Annotated in this window: 14 protein-coding genes; 4 read left to right on the top strand and 10 right to left on the bottom strand. The window is 39.0% G+C overall.

The features are described from left to right. The first annotated feature begins 79 nt into the window (after window positions 1-79). Complete coding sequence (locus ABN236_RS09960) at window positions 80-397, top strand: hypothetical protein (RefSeq protein ID WP_156733666.1); 318 nt, start codon at window positions 80-82, stop codon at window positions 395-397. A 229-nt stretch (window positions 398-626) separates the two neighbouring features. Here ABN236_RS09960 and ABN236_RS09955 read toward each other — a convergent pair whose 3' ends face one another. The 7 genes from ABN236_RS09955 to ttrS form a co-directional block, all read right to left on the bottom strand. After that, window positions 627-1,037 carry an acyl-CoA thioesterase gene (locus ABN236_RS09955; protein WP_088495192.1) on the bottom strand — a complete coding sequence of 137 codons (411 nt, stop codon included), beginning with the start codon at window positions 1,035-1,037 and terminating at the stop codon, window positions 627-629. 106 nt (window positions 1,038-1,143) lie between these two features. After that, entirely contained in the window at window positions 1,144-1,923 is a 780-nt protein-coding gene (locus tag ABN236_RS09950; RefSeq protein ID WP_349473903.1) for a PhzF family phenazine biosynthesis protein, read from the bottom strand. 161 nt (window positions 1,924-2,084) lie between these two features. After that, window positions 2,085-3,620 (bottom strand): peptide MFS transporter, encoded by a 1,536-nt coding sequence (locus tag ABN236_RS09945; protein WP_088495194.1) that lies wholly within the window; start codon window positions 3,618-3,620, stop codon window positions 2,085-2,087. 420 nt (window positions 3,621-4,040) lie between these two features. Further along, window positions 4,041-5,249 (bottom strand): multidrug efflux MFS transporter MdtG, encoded by a 1,209-nt coding sequence (mdtG, locus tag ABN236_RS09940; RefSeq protein WP_161711396.1) that lies wholly within the window; start codon window positions 5,247-5,249, stop codon window positions 4,041-4,043. Window positions 5,250-5,522: 273 nt separating this feature from the next. Further along, entirely contained in the window at window positions 5,523-6,464 is a 942-nt protein-coding gene (locus ABN236_RS09935) for a Kdo(2)-lipid IV(A) acyltransferase (protein WP_088495196.1), read from the bottom strand. A 74-nt stretch (window positions 6,465-6,538) separates the two neighbouring features. Further along, window positions 6,539-7,141 (bottom strand): tetrathionate respiration response regulator TtrR, encoded by a 603-nt coding sequence (gene ttrR, locus ABN236_RS09930; protein ID WP_075673842.1) that lies wholly within the window; start codon window positions 7,139-7,141, stop codon window positions 6,539-6,541. A gap of 10 nt (window positions 7,142-7,151) precedes the next feature. After that, window positions 7,152-8,915: a tetrathionate respiration histidine kinase TtrS gene (ttrS, locus tag ABN236_RS09925; protein ID WP_088495197.1), complete on the bottom strand. Its 1,764-nt coding sequence runs from the start codon at window positions 8,913-8,915 to the stop codon at window positions 7,152-7,154. A gap of 177 nt (window positions 8,916-9,092) precedes the next feature. Between ttrS and ttrB the strand changes: the two genes are divergently transcribed. The 3 genes from ttrB to ttrA are packed head-to-tail and all read left to right on the top strand — an operon-like array spanning window position 9,093 to window position 13,934. Beyond that, a complete protein-coding gene (ttrB, locus tag ABN236_RS09920; protein ID WP_072068548.1) occupies window positions 9,093-9,836 on the top strand; it encodes a tetrathionate reductase subunit TtrB in 744 nt (247 codons plus the stop codon). Further along, window positions 9,833-10,861 (top strand): tetrathionate reductase subunit TtrC, encoded by a 1,029-nt coding sequence (ttrC, locus tag ABN236_RS09915; RefSeq protein ID WP_349473944.1) that lies wholly within the window; start codon window positions 9,833-9,835, stop codon window positions 10,859-10,861. The genes ttrB and ttrC overlap by 4 nt, the downstream gene beginning before the upstream one ends. Next, window positions 10,854-13,934, top strand: a complete 3,081-nt coding sequence (gene ttrA, locus ABN236_RS09910; protein WP_349473902.1) for a tetrathionate reductase subunit TtrA — start codon at window positions 10,854-10,856, stop codon at window positions 13,932-13,934. Before ttrC ends, ttrA begins: the two co-directional genes overlap by 8 nt. 270 nt (window positions 13,935-14,204) lie before the next feature. Here ttrA and ABN236_RS09905 read toward each other — a convergent pair whose 3' ends face one another. The 3 genes from ABN236_RS09905 to pyrC all read right to left on the bottom strand — a co-directional run bounded on the left by ABN236_RS09905 (window position 14,205) and on the right by pyrC (window position 16,621). Further along, window positions 14,205-14,807 carry a response regulator transcription factor gene (locus ABN236_RS09905; RefSeq protein ID WP_088495200.1) on the bottom strand — a complete coding sequence of 201 codons (603 nt, stop codon included), beginning with the start codon at window positions 14,805-14,807 and terminating at the stop codon, window positions 14,205-14,207. A gap of 295 nt (window positions 14,808-15,102) precedes the next feature. Beyond that, a complete protein-coding gene (gene bssS, locus ABN236_RS09900; protein WP_064720401.1) occupies window positions 15,103-15,357 on the bottom strand; it encodes a biofilm formation regulator BssS in 255 nt (84 codons plus the stop codon). 211 nt (window positions 15,358-15,568) lie between these two features. Further along, window positions 15,569-16,621, bottom strand: a complete 1,053-nt coding sequence (gene pyrC, locus ABN236_RS09895; protein WP_088495201.1) for a dihydroorotase — start codon at window positions 16,619-16,621, stop codon at window positions 15,569-15,571. Window positions 16,622-16,682: the final 61 nt, after the last annotated feature.

The following is a 16,682-nucleotide window of genomic DNA, read 5'->3' as shown; positions in this document are numbered from 1 at the left end:
TTTTTATCATTCTGCTGGCTTTTATGCCTTTGATTTGAATAATAAAGGTAACAGCCTTTGTTTTCTATGTGAGTAAAATATGATTTATCTTCATTCAGGTGGTGGTGATTTTGAAAAACAAGCAAGAGTTAATCAAGTCGCAACAGAAAAAGCACAAGAAATTGCTAAAAATAAGATAAAACAAGTGGTGCAATTTAGATCACTTGCAGACTTTCCTGTTGAACTTGAAAAGATTGGGGTGATCTTACTGATTGAACCCACCATTGAATTAGCGCTTGAAGTAGGGCGACAGTATTCACAATTAACGGATATTGTTATTGCTGAAAGTGCAACGGCGGGAAGGAAATTGACCATTTGTCAGATTGAATTTGCAGTAACAAAAATCTGTGTTCTCTGATTTTTGGACTTATTCAGTTATCCACATTAACTGTGGATAACTCTTGTCTTACATGTTAGTAATCTTATTATTCATTGATTTTATTGAATATTTTATATTGATTGAAAAATATCCATTTAAATTAATGATCTTAATACTTTGTTATTATTCAAAATAATAAAGAACATAATAAAATAATGTTGTTTTTAACTAAGAGAGATAAAAAGTATGACAAATCTCTCTATAAATACTATTTATCGAATAATGGCGTTGGTTTTCCGTCACTATCAACCGCAACAAAATTAAACTGACCATGGATCACTTCTTCACGGCCTTCTGCGTACATATCTTCAAGAAAAATAGAAACATTTACCGTTAAACTTGTACGTCCAACACGAATAACTTCACCCACCAATTCAATAATCGTACCTGATGGAATAGGGTGATTAAAATTTATTTTCTCAGTTGAAACTGTTACTAGACGTTTACGGCTAAAGCGAGTGGCGGTGATAAATGAAACTTCGTCCATCCAAGCTAATGCTGTGCCGCCAAAGAGTGTTGAGTGGTGATTGGTGGTGGTAGGAAATATGACTTTAGAAACACGGGTGACTGAATTTTTAATTTTATCTTGTAGTTCAGGAGATAAGTCAGAGATGGACATAACAATAAAGCCTTCTTCTTTAATACTGTAGGGAGAAATTCCCCACAGTATAAAATAGAGTAAATTGAAAGCAAAGTAGATGAATGACTGATTATGCCGTCTGTAATTAAAAGGTTATTTCGCCAGTTAAAAAGAGTGCAGCATCTCCTGTCAGTAAAACGCGATTATCTTTTAGCACACAGTCAATATTTCCACCGCGTTTTGAAACTTGTCTTGCTTGTAACTGTGTTTTATTGAGTTTATTAGCCCAAATTGGCGCTAATACACAATGTGATGTACCTGTAACAGGATCTTCATTCACGCCTTTTACGGGGGCGAAGAAGCGAGAAATAAAATCAAAAGGAGCGTGACCTTTAGCTGTGATAATAACGCCGGGTAAAGGCAACTGTGCAATTTGAGTGAAATCAGGTTGGTAGTTAGTGACTGTTTCTGGATCAGATAAAAAGCAAACATAGCGATCACGTGCTTGCCAAACTTCATCGATTTGTAATGCTAATTTTTCTTCAAGGATTGACTTTATGTCGTTATTTAATGTCGCAGGTATCGCTGGGAAATTAAGTGTAAAGAGAGAATCTTGGCTAGAAACCGTTAGCTCACCTGAAAGAGACTGGAATTTAAAGCGATCATAAGGGGACTGTTTTATAGTTTTTAGTACAAAAGCAGTGGCTAATGTTGCGTGCCCACAAAGAGGAACTTCAATTTTAGGTGTAAACCAACGAATATGGTCGCCAACTAAAAAAGCGGTTTCAGGTAAATTAATCTCACTAGCAAGTGTAATTAAGGTGTCATCAGGCAACCATTCTTCTAACAAAACGACAGCTGCGGGGTTTCCTGAAAAAGGCATAGAGGAAAAAGCATTAACATAATAAATAGGAAGAACAGTCATCGCATTACCTTAGTAATAAACTATCAATAAATAGAAGGTAATGAGATTAAGTGTTTTAAATATTGGGCGCAATACTTAAAAACAGCGTTTAAATTGTAGGATATAAAAGCAAAAGCCATGCCTAAGTAATTAGACATGGCTTTAATAATTAACGTATTAAATTAAGCTTGTGCTTTCTCTTTGTTATCTGCGCTTTGTAAAAGCTTACGAACTGGAATAATCAGTGCAGCAAGAACAACAGCACAAATAACCAGAGCGATAGAAACATGAGAGAAGAAATCAGGCATGACATCGAGTTTGTCTGGACGGATATTTCCACCCATTAGACCTGCTGCCAAATTACCTAATGCGCTTGCACAGAACCATAATCCCATAACCTGACCACGCATTTTAGCAGGCGCTAAAATAGTCATTGTGGCAAGCCCAATTGGGCTTAAGCATAATTCACCTAATGTCAGTAATAAGATACTGCCAATTAGCCAAAGCGGTGAAACACCTTGTCCTGTTGCAATAACGCTTTCAGATGCAAACATCATGACGGTAAAGCCACCCGCTGCAAATAAAATACCAATTACAAACTTACTCATGCTGCTTAAATTCATATTCTTACGTGCCATCATTGGCCATAACCAGCTAAATACTGGCGCAAGAATAATAATAAACAGGGCGTTCACAGATTGGAACCAAACTGCAGGGATCTCAAATCCCATAAAGTTTAAGTCAGTATAGTCGTTAGCAAATAAGTTAAATGATGTCGGCTTTTGTTCGAATGCAGACCAGAAAAGGGCTGCTGAAACCAATAAGAGGAAACAAACAAATAAGCGAGAGCGGTCACTACTACTTAATCCAGCAAATAGGAATAAATAGATAAAATAGGCAATAACACTACCGGAAATTACATAGACCATAAAGTTGGCCACAACAACTGGGTTAAAAGGAATAACGCCAGAAATAATAAGACCAACAATTGCCATAAGAACAACAGATAACGCTAAGATCCATTGACCGACATTACGACGAACAACAGTTGGGCGATCCCAACTTGAATCTAAACCGACTTCGCTATCAAAGCGACGCATGGTAGGTACTGCATAGAAACGGAAAATCAGCAATGCAACAAGCATACCAATCCCACCAATACCAAAGCCCCAATGCCAGCCATAATCACGTACTAAGAAACCCGTGATGAGTGGTGCAATAAATGAGCCCATATTGATACCCATATAAAATAAGGAGAATCCACCATCACGGCGAGTATCATCCCTTTTATATAAGGTTCCTACCATCACAGTTACGCAGGTTTTAAATAGCCCCGTACCCAATACAATCAGTAATAAACCGATAAAGAACAGGTCTTGTGACCAAAACGCAGAAAGTGCGATGGATAGGTGCCCTAAAGCGATAAAGATAGAGCCATACCATACAGCTAGGCGTTGACCTAACCAGTTATCAGCGAGCCAACCTCCTGGCAGTGATGTTAAGTAAACACCGCCTGCGAAAATACCCACAATAGCAGATGCCTGCTCTCTGGGGATTTCCATGCCACCCTCATAAACGGTTGCCGCCATAAATAGGATTAATAATGGGCGAATACCATAGAAAGAAAAGCGTTCCCACATTTCGGTGAAGAAAAGGGAGCTTAATGGATATGGGTGGCCAAAGAAAGTTCGGCTAGATTTTGAGTGAGTAGATTGCATCTTAAATTCCCAAAAAAAACCTCTACAGGTCGTTTGCAAGTAAAAAGAACAAAATAGCAGCAAGTGGTGAAACAAAATTATTTCATTCTGTTATCAATATCCACTGCATTTAATTAATATATTTTTAACATACTTTTGTCAGAATTCAGCGACTAAAAGTATATTTAATACTTTATAAACCATTTTTTGGTGCAAAAGTCGATAAAAATCTCATTTTGCAATAGTTAACCTTGCAATTTTTTGAAAAAAGAGGACAAGAAAATTTTAGAGGTCTTAACAAATAGGGGGTGAGAATATTCTTAATAAACAATAAATTACAAAAAACAGAATAAAAAAAGTAACAATTGGGTATTTAAATGTAAAAGTGTAATTTTTTGAAGAAAAAAAACTATTAACTGATCTTATTTGTAGATTTTTTGACTACTTTTCTTGTGGTCTTCTAAAGCTTAACCAAGAGTAAATTAGATTAAAAAAGACAACGGCTGCGGTGAAATAAAAAACAGCTCTAAATCCATAGCTTGCAGCAACAAAAGCGCCCATTAACGGTCCTGTAACATTTCCAACATCTCTTAGTGCTTGGTTATAGCTGAAAATTCGACCTGCAATCGCAGGCGTAATGTTATAGAGGATAAGTGTTTGCACTGCAGGTAACATAGCGGCATTGACTGCACCAAGTAAAAAACGTAGTGCACCAAGCTCCCAATAACTACTGACCAGCGCCATTGGAATTAACATAAAAATAGAGAGCCCTAGGGTAAAGATAAGGACTTTATCAGGGCCAATTCGGTCACCTAATTTACCAAAACGAGGGGCGCTAATAAGTGCAGCGATACCGGGTACAGAGGCGATAACACCACTGATAAAGGCAAGATTGTTGACTGATCCTGTTAATTCTCGGATATAAAGCGTCAAAATAGGCGTAACAGAGCCCGTTGCCACTTGAATGATCATTGTGGTGAAAAACAGGCATACCACGAGTCTTTTGTTCTTAAGCGATGAAAAGACCTGTTTTGTGGTTAGTGCATCTTTTTTAGAAACAGGCGTAAAGTTCTCACTGACGAAAAAGAGGGTGACTAAAAAGCAAATAAATAAAACGGCTGAAGTAATAAAGAAGACAGGACGTAAACCATAGAGATCGGCAAGCATACCGCCAATTAGAGGGCCTATTAACGCACCACTCACTGCACCTGTTGAAAGTGTACCTAATGCCCAGCCGCTTTTTTTAACGGGGACTTGAGTGGCAATTAACGCATTTGCATTCGGAACAAAGCCACCTAATACACCTAGCAAGGCACGTAATACCAGTAATTGCCATATATTTTGTGCAAATCCAATTAATACCATCACGATCGCCATACCAAGGGCTGAACGCAACAGCATTAATTTTCGACCTTTTCTATCTGATAATTTTCCCCAAAAAGGCGCTGCGATAGCAGAAAAAAGGAAGGTAATACTAAATGCAACCCCCGTCCAAAGATTAAGCTCTTCGTGGTCGGTTATACCCAGTTCTTCTACATAGAGAGGAAGAAAAGGCATGATCAGACTAAAACCAGCGCCGGTTAGAAAACAGCCAAACCAGACAATATAGAGATTACGTTTCCAAGAATTATTTCGGGGCTTGAGATCCATGTTACTCCTTTAGCCGAGAACGAGAGAGCAAACCAAGAGAATAGGCTGAAAATAACCGTAGCGATGTTGAGCGTGGCAACAACGAGTCGGTTTTCTTATTTTATGATGAATAAGAATATAGCCATGATACAGAATAAGTGCGATAGGTCTTGCTCTTATAATGTGTTTTTGCAGGAGTTTACAGCTTGTGCTGTTATTGATTTTATTATTGTTATTTCAGTATATCGTAATATTACAAAGTGGCTGTTTTGGAATAGAACAGCCACTTTGTGATTAGTGTACTTTCTTTATTTCGTTATATAAAGAAGCGTCACCTTCTGGGCGAGTTTTAAAGCGACGATGCAACCACATATATTGGTCTGGTGCGCGTAAAATCTCTTGTTCAACCACTTTATTCATCGCTCTAGCGGTATTTTCCTCATTATCAACAGGAAAATCAGCAACAGGAGGAGAGATAATTAACTCATAACCCTTGCCTTCAGGTAAGCGCTTTGGGGTAAATGGAATGAGTGCAGGTTTGCTGGTTCTTGCCAGAATATAAGTTCCCGTTGTTGTTGCCGCTTTATCAACCGCAAATAAAGGCACAAAAACACTTTTACGAGGGCCATAATCATGATCAGGTGCATACCAAATAATTTCACCTGTTTTTAAACCGCGGATCATGCCTTTGACATCTTTTCTGTCGATCATAAATTTATTAGAACGTAATCGACCCCATGTTTGTAGCCAGTCCATAACAGGATTATCGTTAGGGCGATAAACACCGACTCCAGGGTTATAGATACCAAAAATTCGAGCACCAAGTTCAAGAGTCAGAAAATGGATACCAATAAGCAAAATGCCTTGTCCTTTTTCTTGAACCATTGAGATATTTTCAAGTCCGCTGACTTTAAACCAACGTTTGACGCGCCATTCAGGCCAAAACCATGCCATGCCCGTTTCGAATAATCCCATACCAACGGATTCAAAATTTTTATTAACTAAGGCTTCTCGCTCACTTTTTGGCATCTGTGGAAAACAGAGCTCAAGATTACGTTCCGCTATTTGGACGCGTTTCTTTAAAAAAACTTTCGAAAAGCGACCTAGGCGTGTCCCTAGCCAATAAATGACAGGATAAGGAAGGAGAACCAGAATATAAAGTAATCCGATCCCGAACCAAGTCAGCCAATATTTAGGCTGCAAAAATGATTTTTTAAATGGAGGTGACTTTATCATAAGCCTATCTATTTACTATTTTTCCAATGAATATCTTATATTGTGACACTTTTTAGCGCAGATAAGAAATTTTGTCATAAATTAGGTGAAATTATTTCGATGCCTTGTAGTGCAGTCACCAATTCAGCAATATTTTTAGCTGCCATTTTGTCCATCACTTTTGCTCGATGAACTTCGACGGTTCTTATTGAAACACAAGCAACTTCTGCTATTTCTCGGTTCATTAATCCTTGAATAACATAATAAGCAATATCTTTTTCTCTTGGGGTTAATGAAGCATAACGGCGGCGAATATCATGTGCGGTAAAACGCGTATTAGTTTCAAGAAATGCTGCATCTAATGCAGATAACAATGCATTGCTATCAACGGGTTTTTGCAGGAAGTCGATAGCTCCTTTTTTGATCTCTTCAACTGCCATAGGAATATCGCCATGACCAGTTAAAAAAATCACAGAAAGTGTACTGTGTTTATCAATTAAATGCTGGTGAACTTGTCTGCCATCGGGTTTTGGCATTCTCATATCTAACAAGACAACACCTTGCTGATAGAGATTGACGTTGTTGATAAAGAACTCGCTATCATTCCAAACATGGGCTGAATAACCTAAGCTTTCTAATAAAAACTGACAAGCATCAGTGACAGCAAGATCATCATCAACAAGATGAATTGTTGGCATTTTTTCTCCGTTATTTATTTTTGTTAGGGAAAATAAGTGTAATTTTTATTCCAACTTTATTTTGTTCATTCTTTTGGTTTTCAATATGAATATCAGCACCTTGAGAAAGTAATAAACGTTGGCAAATCACTAAACCTAATCCAAGTCCTTCCGTTTTTGTTGTTTGGAATGGGGAAAAGGGTTGTTCAAGTTGGCTATGGCTCATTCCACCCGCATCATCTTCAATGACAATAAGCAACCTATCAGGAGCCTTATGAGTACTAATTTTTAGTACCTTAGCGCCAGCTTGGAGACTATTGGTGATTAAATTCGATAAAATTTGCTCTAATAATGTTTCGGGTAAACACAGGGTATCATGTTCATCAACATGGGTGATCAATGAAACCTGTGGATATTTATCTTCTACGCGTAAGAGCTTCCAGATATGTTGAATACACTCCGCAATATTTTGATGAGAAAGCAAAATTGTATCGGTGTTAGGTGTTTGTTTTCCAACCCATAAACGTAGATTTCTAATGATATCAGCACCGCGCTGTGCCTGCTTATCTATTTGTTGCAATGCAGGTAGCAATGGGTGCGATTCACTCTCTTTTTTAAGGCGAATAACACTCCCTTGTGCATAGCTTTTAATAGCAGAAAGAGGCTGATTAAGTTCATGAGCAAATCCCGATGCCATTTCTCCCAATATATTTAAGCGCTGAGCGTGTTCTAACTCTTCCTTCTGTTGTCTTAATCGATTGTGGGCATGTTCTAGTTGGCGACTACGACGCCTAACTAAATAGCTGATCCAGACTTGGTTTAGGATGAGAAAAAGAATGGCTGCCAATGAAAGGCCAATAATAAATTGGTGCTGAATAGCCCAACTTTGTGCATCTTGCCAAAGCTGTCTTTGTCGAGGGTGTTGATTGACTTCTCTTAATAGATTTTCAACTTGAGTATGTGAAGCTGGTGCTCCCCATTTCATCGGTTTACTGTCATCGGTGAGTAAAACGCGAGTGACTTTATCAACAAGCTCATCAGGAACAGTATCTAGCGCTGCAAATGACCAATTAGGATAGAGCGGTGTACTAGTTAAACAAGGGGTATTGGTTTGATAGGAAATCACGGGGCGGTAATCGCTTTTACGAATAAGCCCTTCATTATCCATATTTTCTAGTAAACAGACGGGAATAATTGCTGCGTTAATATCTTCATCGCGTAAGAGATAAAGCAACGCGTCAGCTGGAAAACCCGTGAAACGCAATGTGAAGTCTTTATCAGGATCAATACCTTCTTCTCGTAGCGCTTTGTAACCCAGAAGATAACCGCCAAAGGCATCAGGTGCGATGGCACCAACGCGTTTTCCAATTAATTCATGCGCAGAAGTAATCGGGCTATCGTTACGGACGAGAATTAGGCTGCCAATGACATTTCGTGTGGTGTTATCAGGCTCATAGCCTGAACGCAAAGAGAGCAGCCAACGTAATGGAAATGCATTATCTAATTGAACAAATTGCGCCGGATTTGTGAGTAAAAAATCAACATTTTTCTTTGCAACTGCTAATTTCATCTCTTCCAGATTTAACGGCACTAATACAAACTTTTCTGACGGAAATTGTTCATTTAAGGTGTCAACAAGCGGATGCCAGTGTCTTTGAGTTGATGCATCACCACGTAATGCTAAAACACCGATTGTCCACTCTTTTGCAGTGGCTTGTAGAGGAAGTACAAAAAAGAGCAGTAATAACCCGATGCTTACTGCGTTTCTTATCCCAATTGTCTGTTTTATCGTCATAAATATCTAATGTTAAATATTGTTTTGGATCAAGTTCGCACTTGGTATGTGGTAAACCACAATAGGTGTTGTCTTCAGTAATTTTTACAATGCACTTATAACAAAACACATACTTTTAAATTTCTATTTCCTTCACTCATTGTGAGATTGTGTTATTGAGTGATGCTGGAGACAAATATGGATCTTGGAAAACGAAAATTTCTACAACAATTAGGGGTCCTTACTGCGGGTGCTTCACTGGTTCCTTTAGCTGAAGCCGGCATTAAATTATCACCTGAGCGTCGTGAGGGCTCGGAAGATAAACGCTACGGAATGCTGATTGATTTACGCCGTTGTGTAGGATGCCAGTCCTGTACAGTAAGCTGCAATATTGAGAATCAGACTCCTCAAGGACAATTTAGGACGACAGTAAACCAATATCAGGTTGCTATCAAGGGGCAAGAGGGGATAACCAACGTCTTACTGCCTAGATTGTGTAACCACTGTGATGAACCACCTTGTGTGCCGGTTTGCCCTGTTCAAGCGACTTTCCAACGTAAAGATGGCATCGTCGTCGTTGATAATGAACGGTGTGTTGGCTGTGCTTATTGTGTTCAAGCATGTCCTTACGATGCACGTTTCATTAATCACTCAACACAAACAGCAGATAAATGTACTTTTTGTGCACATCGCCTCGAAGTTGGATTACTGCCAGCGTGCGTTGAATCTTGTGTCGGCGGTGCTCGTATTATCGGCGATATGAAAGATCCTAATAGCACTATCAGCAAAATGCTGCGTACACATGAAAAAGAGCTGAAAGTATTAAAACCAGAAAGCGGCACATTGCCACAAGTTTTCTATCTCGGCCTCGATGATGCATTTGTACAACCGTTAGCAGGTCAAGGACAACCCGCATTATGGCAGCAGGAGGTTCACTCATGATCCCGCAAGTTTCTCAAATTCAAGAAGTCATCGCGATCCCTCAAGAATATTTTTGGTTGCCTTGGGCTGTGCAATATTTCTTTTTTATTGGTATTGCTTGTAGTGCAACGCTTTATGCGTGCTGGCAGTGCTGGAAAGGCAGTGCAGGTAATCAACGTTTAGAAGCAGTTGCTGTATTCATTGCAGTAACCGCTGGTATTACGGCACCTCTTGCGTTAACGGCAGATTTACACCAAACAGCTCGTGTGTGGCATTTCTATGCTTATCCAACACCGTGGTCGTGGATGGCATGGGGCTCACTGTTACTACCGTTATTCTCAGCGTTTAGCATGCTTTACTTTGCAGCGATGGTTGTTCGCTTAGTCTGGAAGCGTGAATACAAATTGACGCGTTGGGTTGCATTAGCTTGCTCATTAACAGCGATTGGTTTGCTGTTATATACAGGTCGTGAAGCGTCTATCTTAAAAGCAAGACCTGTATTGTATACCTATTGGTTACCAATACTGCTGTTCTTTAGTGCAATGCAAGTACTACCGACATTACTGGCATTAGGCACACGTCGTGAACCAGTTCATCAGCGTGAATTAGCGATGTGGTTTGTCAGTTCACTGATGTTATTAGCAGTATGTACAGGCTTTTGGGTTGCTGGCGATACGATTTCAGGTCAGGCAATTAGAGAACAATTAGCAATGGGAAGTCTTGGCTGGTGGAGTGCTATGGGTGTTATCACACTATGGATTATCTCTGTCGCGATGGGACTTTTGATGGCAAAACAAGCACGTTCGGTTGCATTTATTACCATCATGGCATTTGTATCAATGGGACTTGCGTGGGTATTACGCTGGTTGATGTTGATGGGTGCTCAATACATTCCAAAATATAACATAATTACAAACCCTTATGAGTTTACGCTAGGTAATGATGGACTGATGGCAATTGTTGGTACATTTGGATTATGGATAGCGTTAACCATTTTATTTAGAGAAAGTATTCGTTGGGTTGTCAGGAGAGTGCAGCATGGCTAAGTTTACAAGACGTCAATGGCTTAAAGGTGGGTTAGTTATCGGTGGTATTGCCGCATTTGCTGCCAGCTACCGTGATGTTGCTAAACGTGCCATAGATGGTTTAGTTGATGGCACATCGGGCAAAGTGACACTTGATAGGATCAACGGAAACTCTTTATTACCTGAAGGTAAAGTCGTAAAAGACGCAAAATGGCAAGCGAATACAGATCAATCTGTTTGTATGACACAATGTTTTGGTTGTTGGACACAATGCGGTGTTCGTGCCCGTGTTGATAGAGCAAACAATAAAGTTTTACGTATTGCAGGTAACCCTTACCACCCACTTTCTCATGATCACCACTTTGGCTATAACATGCCAATTAAAGAAGCATTTGAAAAAATGGGGGGTGAAAGTGGTTTAGAAAACCGTTCTACAGCTTGTGCTCGTGGTGCAACCATGATGGAAAGCTTAGATAGCCCAACTCGTATTCTTGAACCGATGAAACGTGTGGGTAAACGCGGTGAAGGTAAATGGAAACGCATCAGTTTTGAGCAGTTGATCCAAGAAATTGTAGAAGGTGGCGATCTTTTTGGTGAAGGTCATGTTGATGGTTTACGTGCTATTCGCGATTTAGATACTTTAATCGATCCAAAGCAACCCGCTTTAGGCCCTAAAGCTAACCAATTATTAATGACAAATGCGGGTGATGATGGACGTGATACGTTTATTCGTCGCTTTGCTCAAAACTCATTTGGTAGTAAAAACTTTGGTGCTCATGGCTCTTATTGTGGATTAGCGTACCGAGCGGGTTCTGGTGCGTTGATGAACGATTTAGATAAAAACGCCCACGTTAAACCTGACTGGGATTACGTTGAATTTGCGCTGTTCTTAGGAACATCACCGGCACAATCAGGTAACCCATTTAAGCGTCAAGGTCGTCAATTAGCTAATGCTCGTATTCGTGATTCGTTCAATTATGTGGTTGTTGCGCCGGCATTACCGTTAACAACGACATTAGCTAACGATCATGGACATTGGGTTCCTGTTCAACCGGGAACAGATGCGGCTTTAGTCATGGGGATGATCCGCTGGATCATTGAAAATAATCGCTACAATGCAGAATATCTGTCAGTGCCAAGCGAAGTTTCAATGAAAAATGTGGGTGAGAAAAGCTGGACAAATGCGACTCACTTTGTGATCAGTGATGAAAAACACCCTCTGTCAGGGCAAATGCTGACAACTGCACATTTTAATGATGTTGCAGAAGGGGAAGAGCAAACCTTAGTTTTATCACTTGAAGGTGAATTAGTTCCATCAACCCAAGTTGATAAAGCCCAATTGTTTGCTACGCATACAGTGACATTAAAAACTGGCGCTACTGTTACGGTTAAATCAAGTTTCCAATTACTTGATGAAGCCGCTAAACGTATGACACTGGCAGAATACAGTGAGCGTTGTAAAGTACCAGAAACAACTATTGCTGCATTAGGGCGTGAATTTACGGCATATGGTCGAAAAGCCGCAGTTATCTCTCATGGTGGCATGATGGGTGGTAATGGTTTCTATACAGCATGGAGCGTAATTATGCTTAATGCGCTAATAGGTAACTTAAACCTTAAAGGTGGAGTATCTGTTGGTGGCGGTAAGTTTAATGGTGCGACTGATGGCCCATGTTACAAAATGGATAGCTTTAAAGGTAAAGTTAAACCAAAAGGCATGGTGTTATCACGCAGTAAAGCAGCCTATGAAAAATCTGATGAGTACCGTGAGCGCGTAGAGAAAGGGGAATCTCCATATCCTGCAAAAGCACCTTGGTATCCGTTTGCGGCTGGACAATTAACTGAGCAACTAGGCTCTGCATTAGCAGGTTATCCTTATTCATTAAAAGCATGGATAACGAATATGACCAACCCTATTTATGGGATTGCAGGTATTCGCCAAGTGATGGAAGAGCGTCTAAAAGATCCGAAGCATCTACCTTTAATTATTGGTATTGATGCCTTTATGAATGAAACAACAGCGCTAGCCGATTATATTGTTCCTGATACGCATAACTTTGAAAGCTGGGGTTTTAGTGCACCTTGGTCTGGCGTTCAAACTAAAGCAAGTACAGCGCGTTGGCCGATTATTGAACCGCGTGTTGCAAAAACAGCAGATGGTCAGCCAATTTCAATGGAAACATTCTGTATTGCTGTGGCAAAAGCTTTAGATTTACCAGGCTTTGGTGAGAAAGCAATTGAAGATATGGATGGCAATTTCTATCCAATCAATAGTGCAGAAGACTACTATTTACGTGTTGCAGCTAATATGGCATTTATGGGTGAGAAACCTGTCGCACCAGCAACCAATGAAGATATTCTATTGAGTGGTGTAGACCGTATTTTACCTGCGATAACGTCAACGTTAAAAAATGAAGAAGTTCTTCAAGTTGCGTATATCTATACACGTGGCGGTCGTTTTGCTCCTTATGAAAAAGCATGGAATGGCGATGAAACTGGGCCACAGTGGAAAAAACCATTGCAGATTTGGAATGAAGAAGTTGCTAAAAACCATCATGCAATAACCGGTGAACGTTATAGTGGCTGCCCGACTTATTATCCACCGCGTTTATCAGATGGTAGTGATATTCATCAGCACTATCCTGAAGAGCAATGGCCATTAAAATTAATGTCCTTTAAATCTCATGTGGTAAGTAGTTCGACAGGCATGATCCAACGTTTAAGAATGGTGAAACCGAGTAACTTAGTCGCAATTAACCCTCAAGATGGCAAAAAATGGGGTGTTAATCATGGTGATAAAGTTCGCATTGTTACACCTGGTGGGCAAGTTGAAGCAGAAATCAGCTTACTAGACGGCGTAATGCCCGGTGTTTTAGCGATTGAACATGGATATGGGCATCAAGAGTTAGGCTCTCGTCAGCATTACTTAGATGAACAACCATTACCAATGGATAAAGGTATTGGTAACGGTATCAACCTTAATGATTTAGGGTTTGCCGATCCAACACGTCAAATCACTAATACATGGTTAGATTGGGTATCTGGTGCATCTGTTCGTCAAGGCTTGCCTGCTAAGATTGAGCGTATAGCTTAATTATTAGTTTAGTCTTTTAAATAATCACTTCACTCTTTATTAAAAACAAGAGTGAAGTGATCGCACTACAAATCAGTTTTACTTTATCTTTTATAAGATAGAGCTATATCAGTTTAATTATTTTAATATCACATGTACCCTACATACATAATATTATAATAAATTTAAGGTGGCCAACACGCATATTAGCCACCTCACTTACAGTGAGTAATAACGGGAATTGGACTCCTTTTTTCTTCTGCTTATTTTTTCCATTAAAATACAATCGGATTATTTCTCATATATGTATTTTAAAATGTTATATATGAAAAATAACTCAATTCTATTTTTTACATTAATCTTCTCAGTAATATGCCTTTTATGTGAATATACAGTGCTACTACTAATAGACAGCTTTTTTGCTATTTGATGATTAGGTATTTCGCTCATCCAATAATTAATTATTTTTTGCTCTTGTAAACTAAAAATAGAGCATAATGAATGTTTATAGGTTGGAAAGAAAACTTGGCACCGAGAAGTGAATAAAGATGTCTTTTCAAGCACCCAAGGAAGGATCTTTTTAGGAAGGATAAAACAGTTATTTGTCAACGCGATAGGTCTTTCTTTGTCTGGGTAATTTGCATCAATATAAAGATAAAGACGGCAACTTCTTGTTGAAATAAAAAAGAATTGCAAATGTGGGCAATGTGCTATTTCTCGACAATATCTTGTAAGATCAATAAAGATAATATCTGGCATTGAGTGATTAATATAATTATTTGCTTCTTGTATAGATGATATGTCAATTATTTCATGTCTTACATTTCTCTTCGAAAAATAATGTTTTATACCATTGCGAGTAAAAAAACATTCATCAATAATTAATACTTTCACAAATAACTTCCTTGTTTGTAGCCGTTTTAATTTATTAAAATAAAGACAACATCATTTTATGTCAATTCGGCTTATATGTTCTTTTTTTGAAGATATATCGAATAAAAAGGTTATGATTATTTTTCCATTAAATGGAGGTTGATTTATTAATATAACTAATTATTTTTATACCGAAAGAGTTGGTTTATATATTGATATAATCAATATGTGATGGTGGGTTATAGAGAGGTAAAAATGAGAACAGGAGTACCAAGTACTCCTGCTTTGCGTTCGCTATCTTTTCTAGATCTTTTTATTAATGCTTGGTGTTGTCTGAAACAGAATCTTCAGATGATTCAATTTTATCAATACCTGCTTGAAGAATATGAATCAACTGTTTAGCTATGTCTGTTGTGAGCCAAAGTGTCTTATCTACAACTGCGTTTTCTGGATGATGTTCGTTTTCAGGAAGATAATGTAAACGCAACATCATGGCATCGTAGATGTCAACGGTACTGATGTCCCAGCCTACAACAGGATGTGTCTGAATAACTTCATTTTTTCTACTCATAATACCTCCTAATCATACAACCGGTTTTGACTAAGAGAGAAGCTCCCACACAAAGTGGTTACTTTTCAGTATACGAGATTTATCGTGATTAAAAAGATAAATTTTTGTTATAACAAAAAAATGTGTGCTGGCTCAGATAAAAGAGTAATGCACCATTAACAGTCGAACAAATGTTATATGGTGCATTTTAGATAAATATCAAGGGGAAGGATTAATCGACAGTGATATCCCAATGAATATTTTCATTTGCTAAGAAAGGAATAAGCGCTTCATTGCCACAAAGGATTTGTGCTGGAGCCTCAACCGTTTTCTCTGTTAATGTGATTGTTCCTTCATTAACAGGTAAACCATAGAAACGAGGGCCATTCAAAGAGCAGAAAGCTTCAAAGTGTTGTAATGCATTAAGTTCTTTAAATACGGTTGCGTAAGCGGCTAGTGCGGTTGGTGCGTTAAATACTCCCGCACAACCACAAGATGATTCTTTGCGGTGTTGTAAGTGAGGTGCAGAATCTGTACCTAAGAAAAAGCGAGAATTTCCTGATGCAACAGCGTCTCTGAGTGCTTCTTGGTGAACATTGCGTTTAAGAATAGGCAAGCAATATAGATGAGGTTTAACGCCACCAACCAACATATGGTTGCGGTTAAACATCAGATGTTGCGGAGTGATGGTGGCTCCGAGAAATTCATTTCCTTCTAACACATACTGAGCTGCTTCTTTAGTTGTAATGTGTTCAAAAACAATTTTTAGCTCAGGAAATTGCTTACGTACAGGAGACATAACGCTATCAATAAAACGCGCTTCTCTATCAAAAATATCAATATTTGAAGCGGTTACTTCGCCATGGATAAGTAATGGCATGCCAATTTTTTCCATCACACTTAAGATTGGGTAAATCTTTGTGATATCTGATACGCCATGACTTGAGTTAGTTGTTGCATTCGCAGGATAAAGCTTACAAGCAGTAAAAACACCTTGTAAGAAACCTTGTTCGACTTCTGAAGGCAGTGTGCTATCTGTTAAATAGCAAGTCATTAACGGTTCGAAGTTATCTCCCGCAGGAATAGCCGCTTTGATGCGATCACGATAAGTACGAGCAGCTTCAATCGTTGTAACAGGTGGGACAAGGTTTGGCATAACAATAGCTCTGCCAAAATAGCGACTGGTATAAGGAACAACAGTTTTTAGCATGTCATCATCACGAAAGTGAACATGCCAATCATCAGGACGGCGAATAGTGAGGGTGATAGGTTGTGCAGTGGTCATATACCGGCTCCGTGTGTCTTAGGAAAATCGAAAGATCAAGGATTGGATTGGACTAAATAGT

This window comes from Proteus sp. fly-1013, from assembly GCF_040140245.1.
GTDB classification, from domain to species: domain Bacteria; phylum Pseudomonadota; class Gammaproteobacteria; order Enterobacterales; family Enterobacteriaceae; genus Proteus; species Proteus mirabilis_B.
Note: the sequence above shows the minus strand (reverse complement) of the source record. Positions and strands in the feature narration are given on the sequence as shown.

What these genes read in the sequence shown, in the direction of transcription:
- ABN236_RS09935 (WP_088495196.1), bottom strand. Translation starts at nt 6,464, where the DNA reads ATGATAAAGTCACCTCCATTTAAAAAATCATTTTTGCAGCCTAAATAT.
- ttrA (WP_349473902.1), top strand. Translation starts at nt 10,854, where the DNA reads ATGGCTAAGTTTACAAGACGTCAATGGCTTAAAGGTGGGTTAGTTATC.
- ttrR (WP_075673842.1), bottom strand. Translation starts at nt 7,141, where the DNA reads ATGCCAACAATTCATCTTGTTGATGATGATCTTGCTGTCACTGATGCT.
- ABN236_RS09945 (WP_088495194.1), bottom strand. Translation starts at nt 3,620, where the DNA reads ATGCAATCTACTCACTCAAAATCTAGCCGAACTTTCTTTGGCCACCCA.
- bssS (WP_064720401.1), bottom strand. Translation starts at nt 15,357, where the DNA reads ATGAGTAGAAAAAATGAAGTTATTCAGACACATCCTGTTGTAGGCTGG.
- ABN236_RS09955 (WP_088495192.1), bottom strand. Translation starts at nt 1,037, where the DNA reads ATGTCCATCTCTGACTTATCTCCTGAACTACAAGATAAAATTAAAAAT.
- ttrC (WP_349473944.1), top strand. Translation starts at nt 9,833, where the DNA reads ATGATCCCGCAAGTTTCTCAAATTCAAGAAGTCATCGCGATCCCTCAA.
- ttrS (WP_088495197.1), bottom strand. Translation starts at nt 8,915, where the DNA reads ATGACGATAAAACAGACAATTGGGATAAGAAACGCAGTAAGCATCGGG.
- ttrB (WP_072068548.1), top strand. Translation starts at nt 9,093, where the DNA reads ATGGATCTTGGAAAACGAAAATTTCTACAACAATTAGGGGTCCTTACT.
- pyrC (WP_088495201.1), bottom strand. Translation starts at nt 16,621, where the DNA reads ATGACCACTGCACAACCTATCACCCTCACTATTCGCCGTCCTGATGAT.
- ABN236_RS09960 (WP_156733666.1), top strand. Translation starts at nt 80, where the DNA reads ATGATTTATCTTCATTCAGGTGGTGGTGATTTTGAAAAACAAGCAAGA.
- mdtG (WP_161711396.1), bottom strand. Translation starts at nt 5,249, where the DNA reads ATGGATCTCAAGCCCCGAAATAATTCTTGGAAACGTAATCTCTATATT.
- ABN236_RS09950 (WP_349473903.1), bottom strand. Translation starts at nt 1,923, where the DNA reads ATGACTGTTCTTCCTATTTATTATGTTAATGCTTTTTCCTCTATGCCT.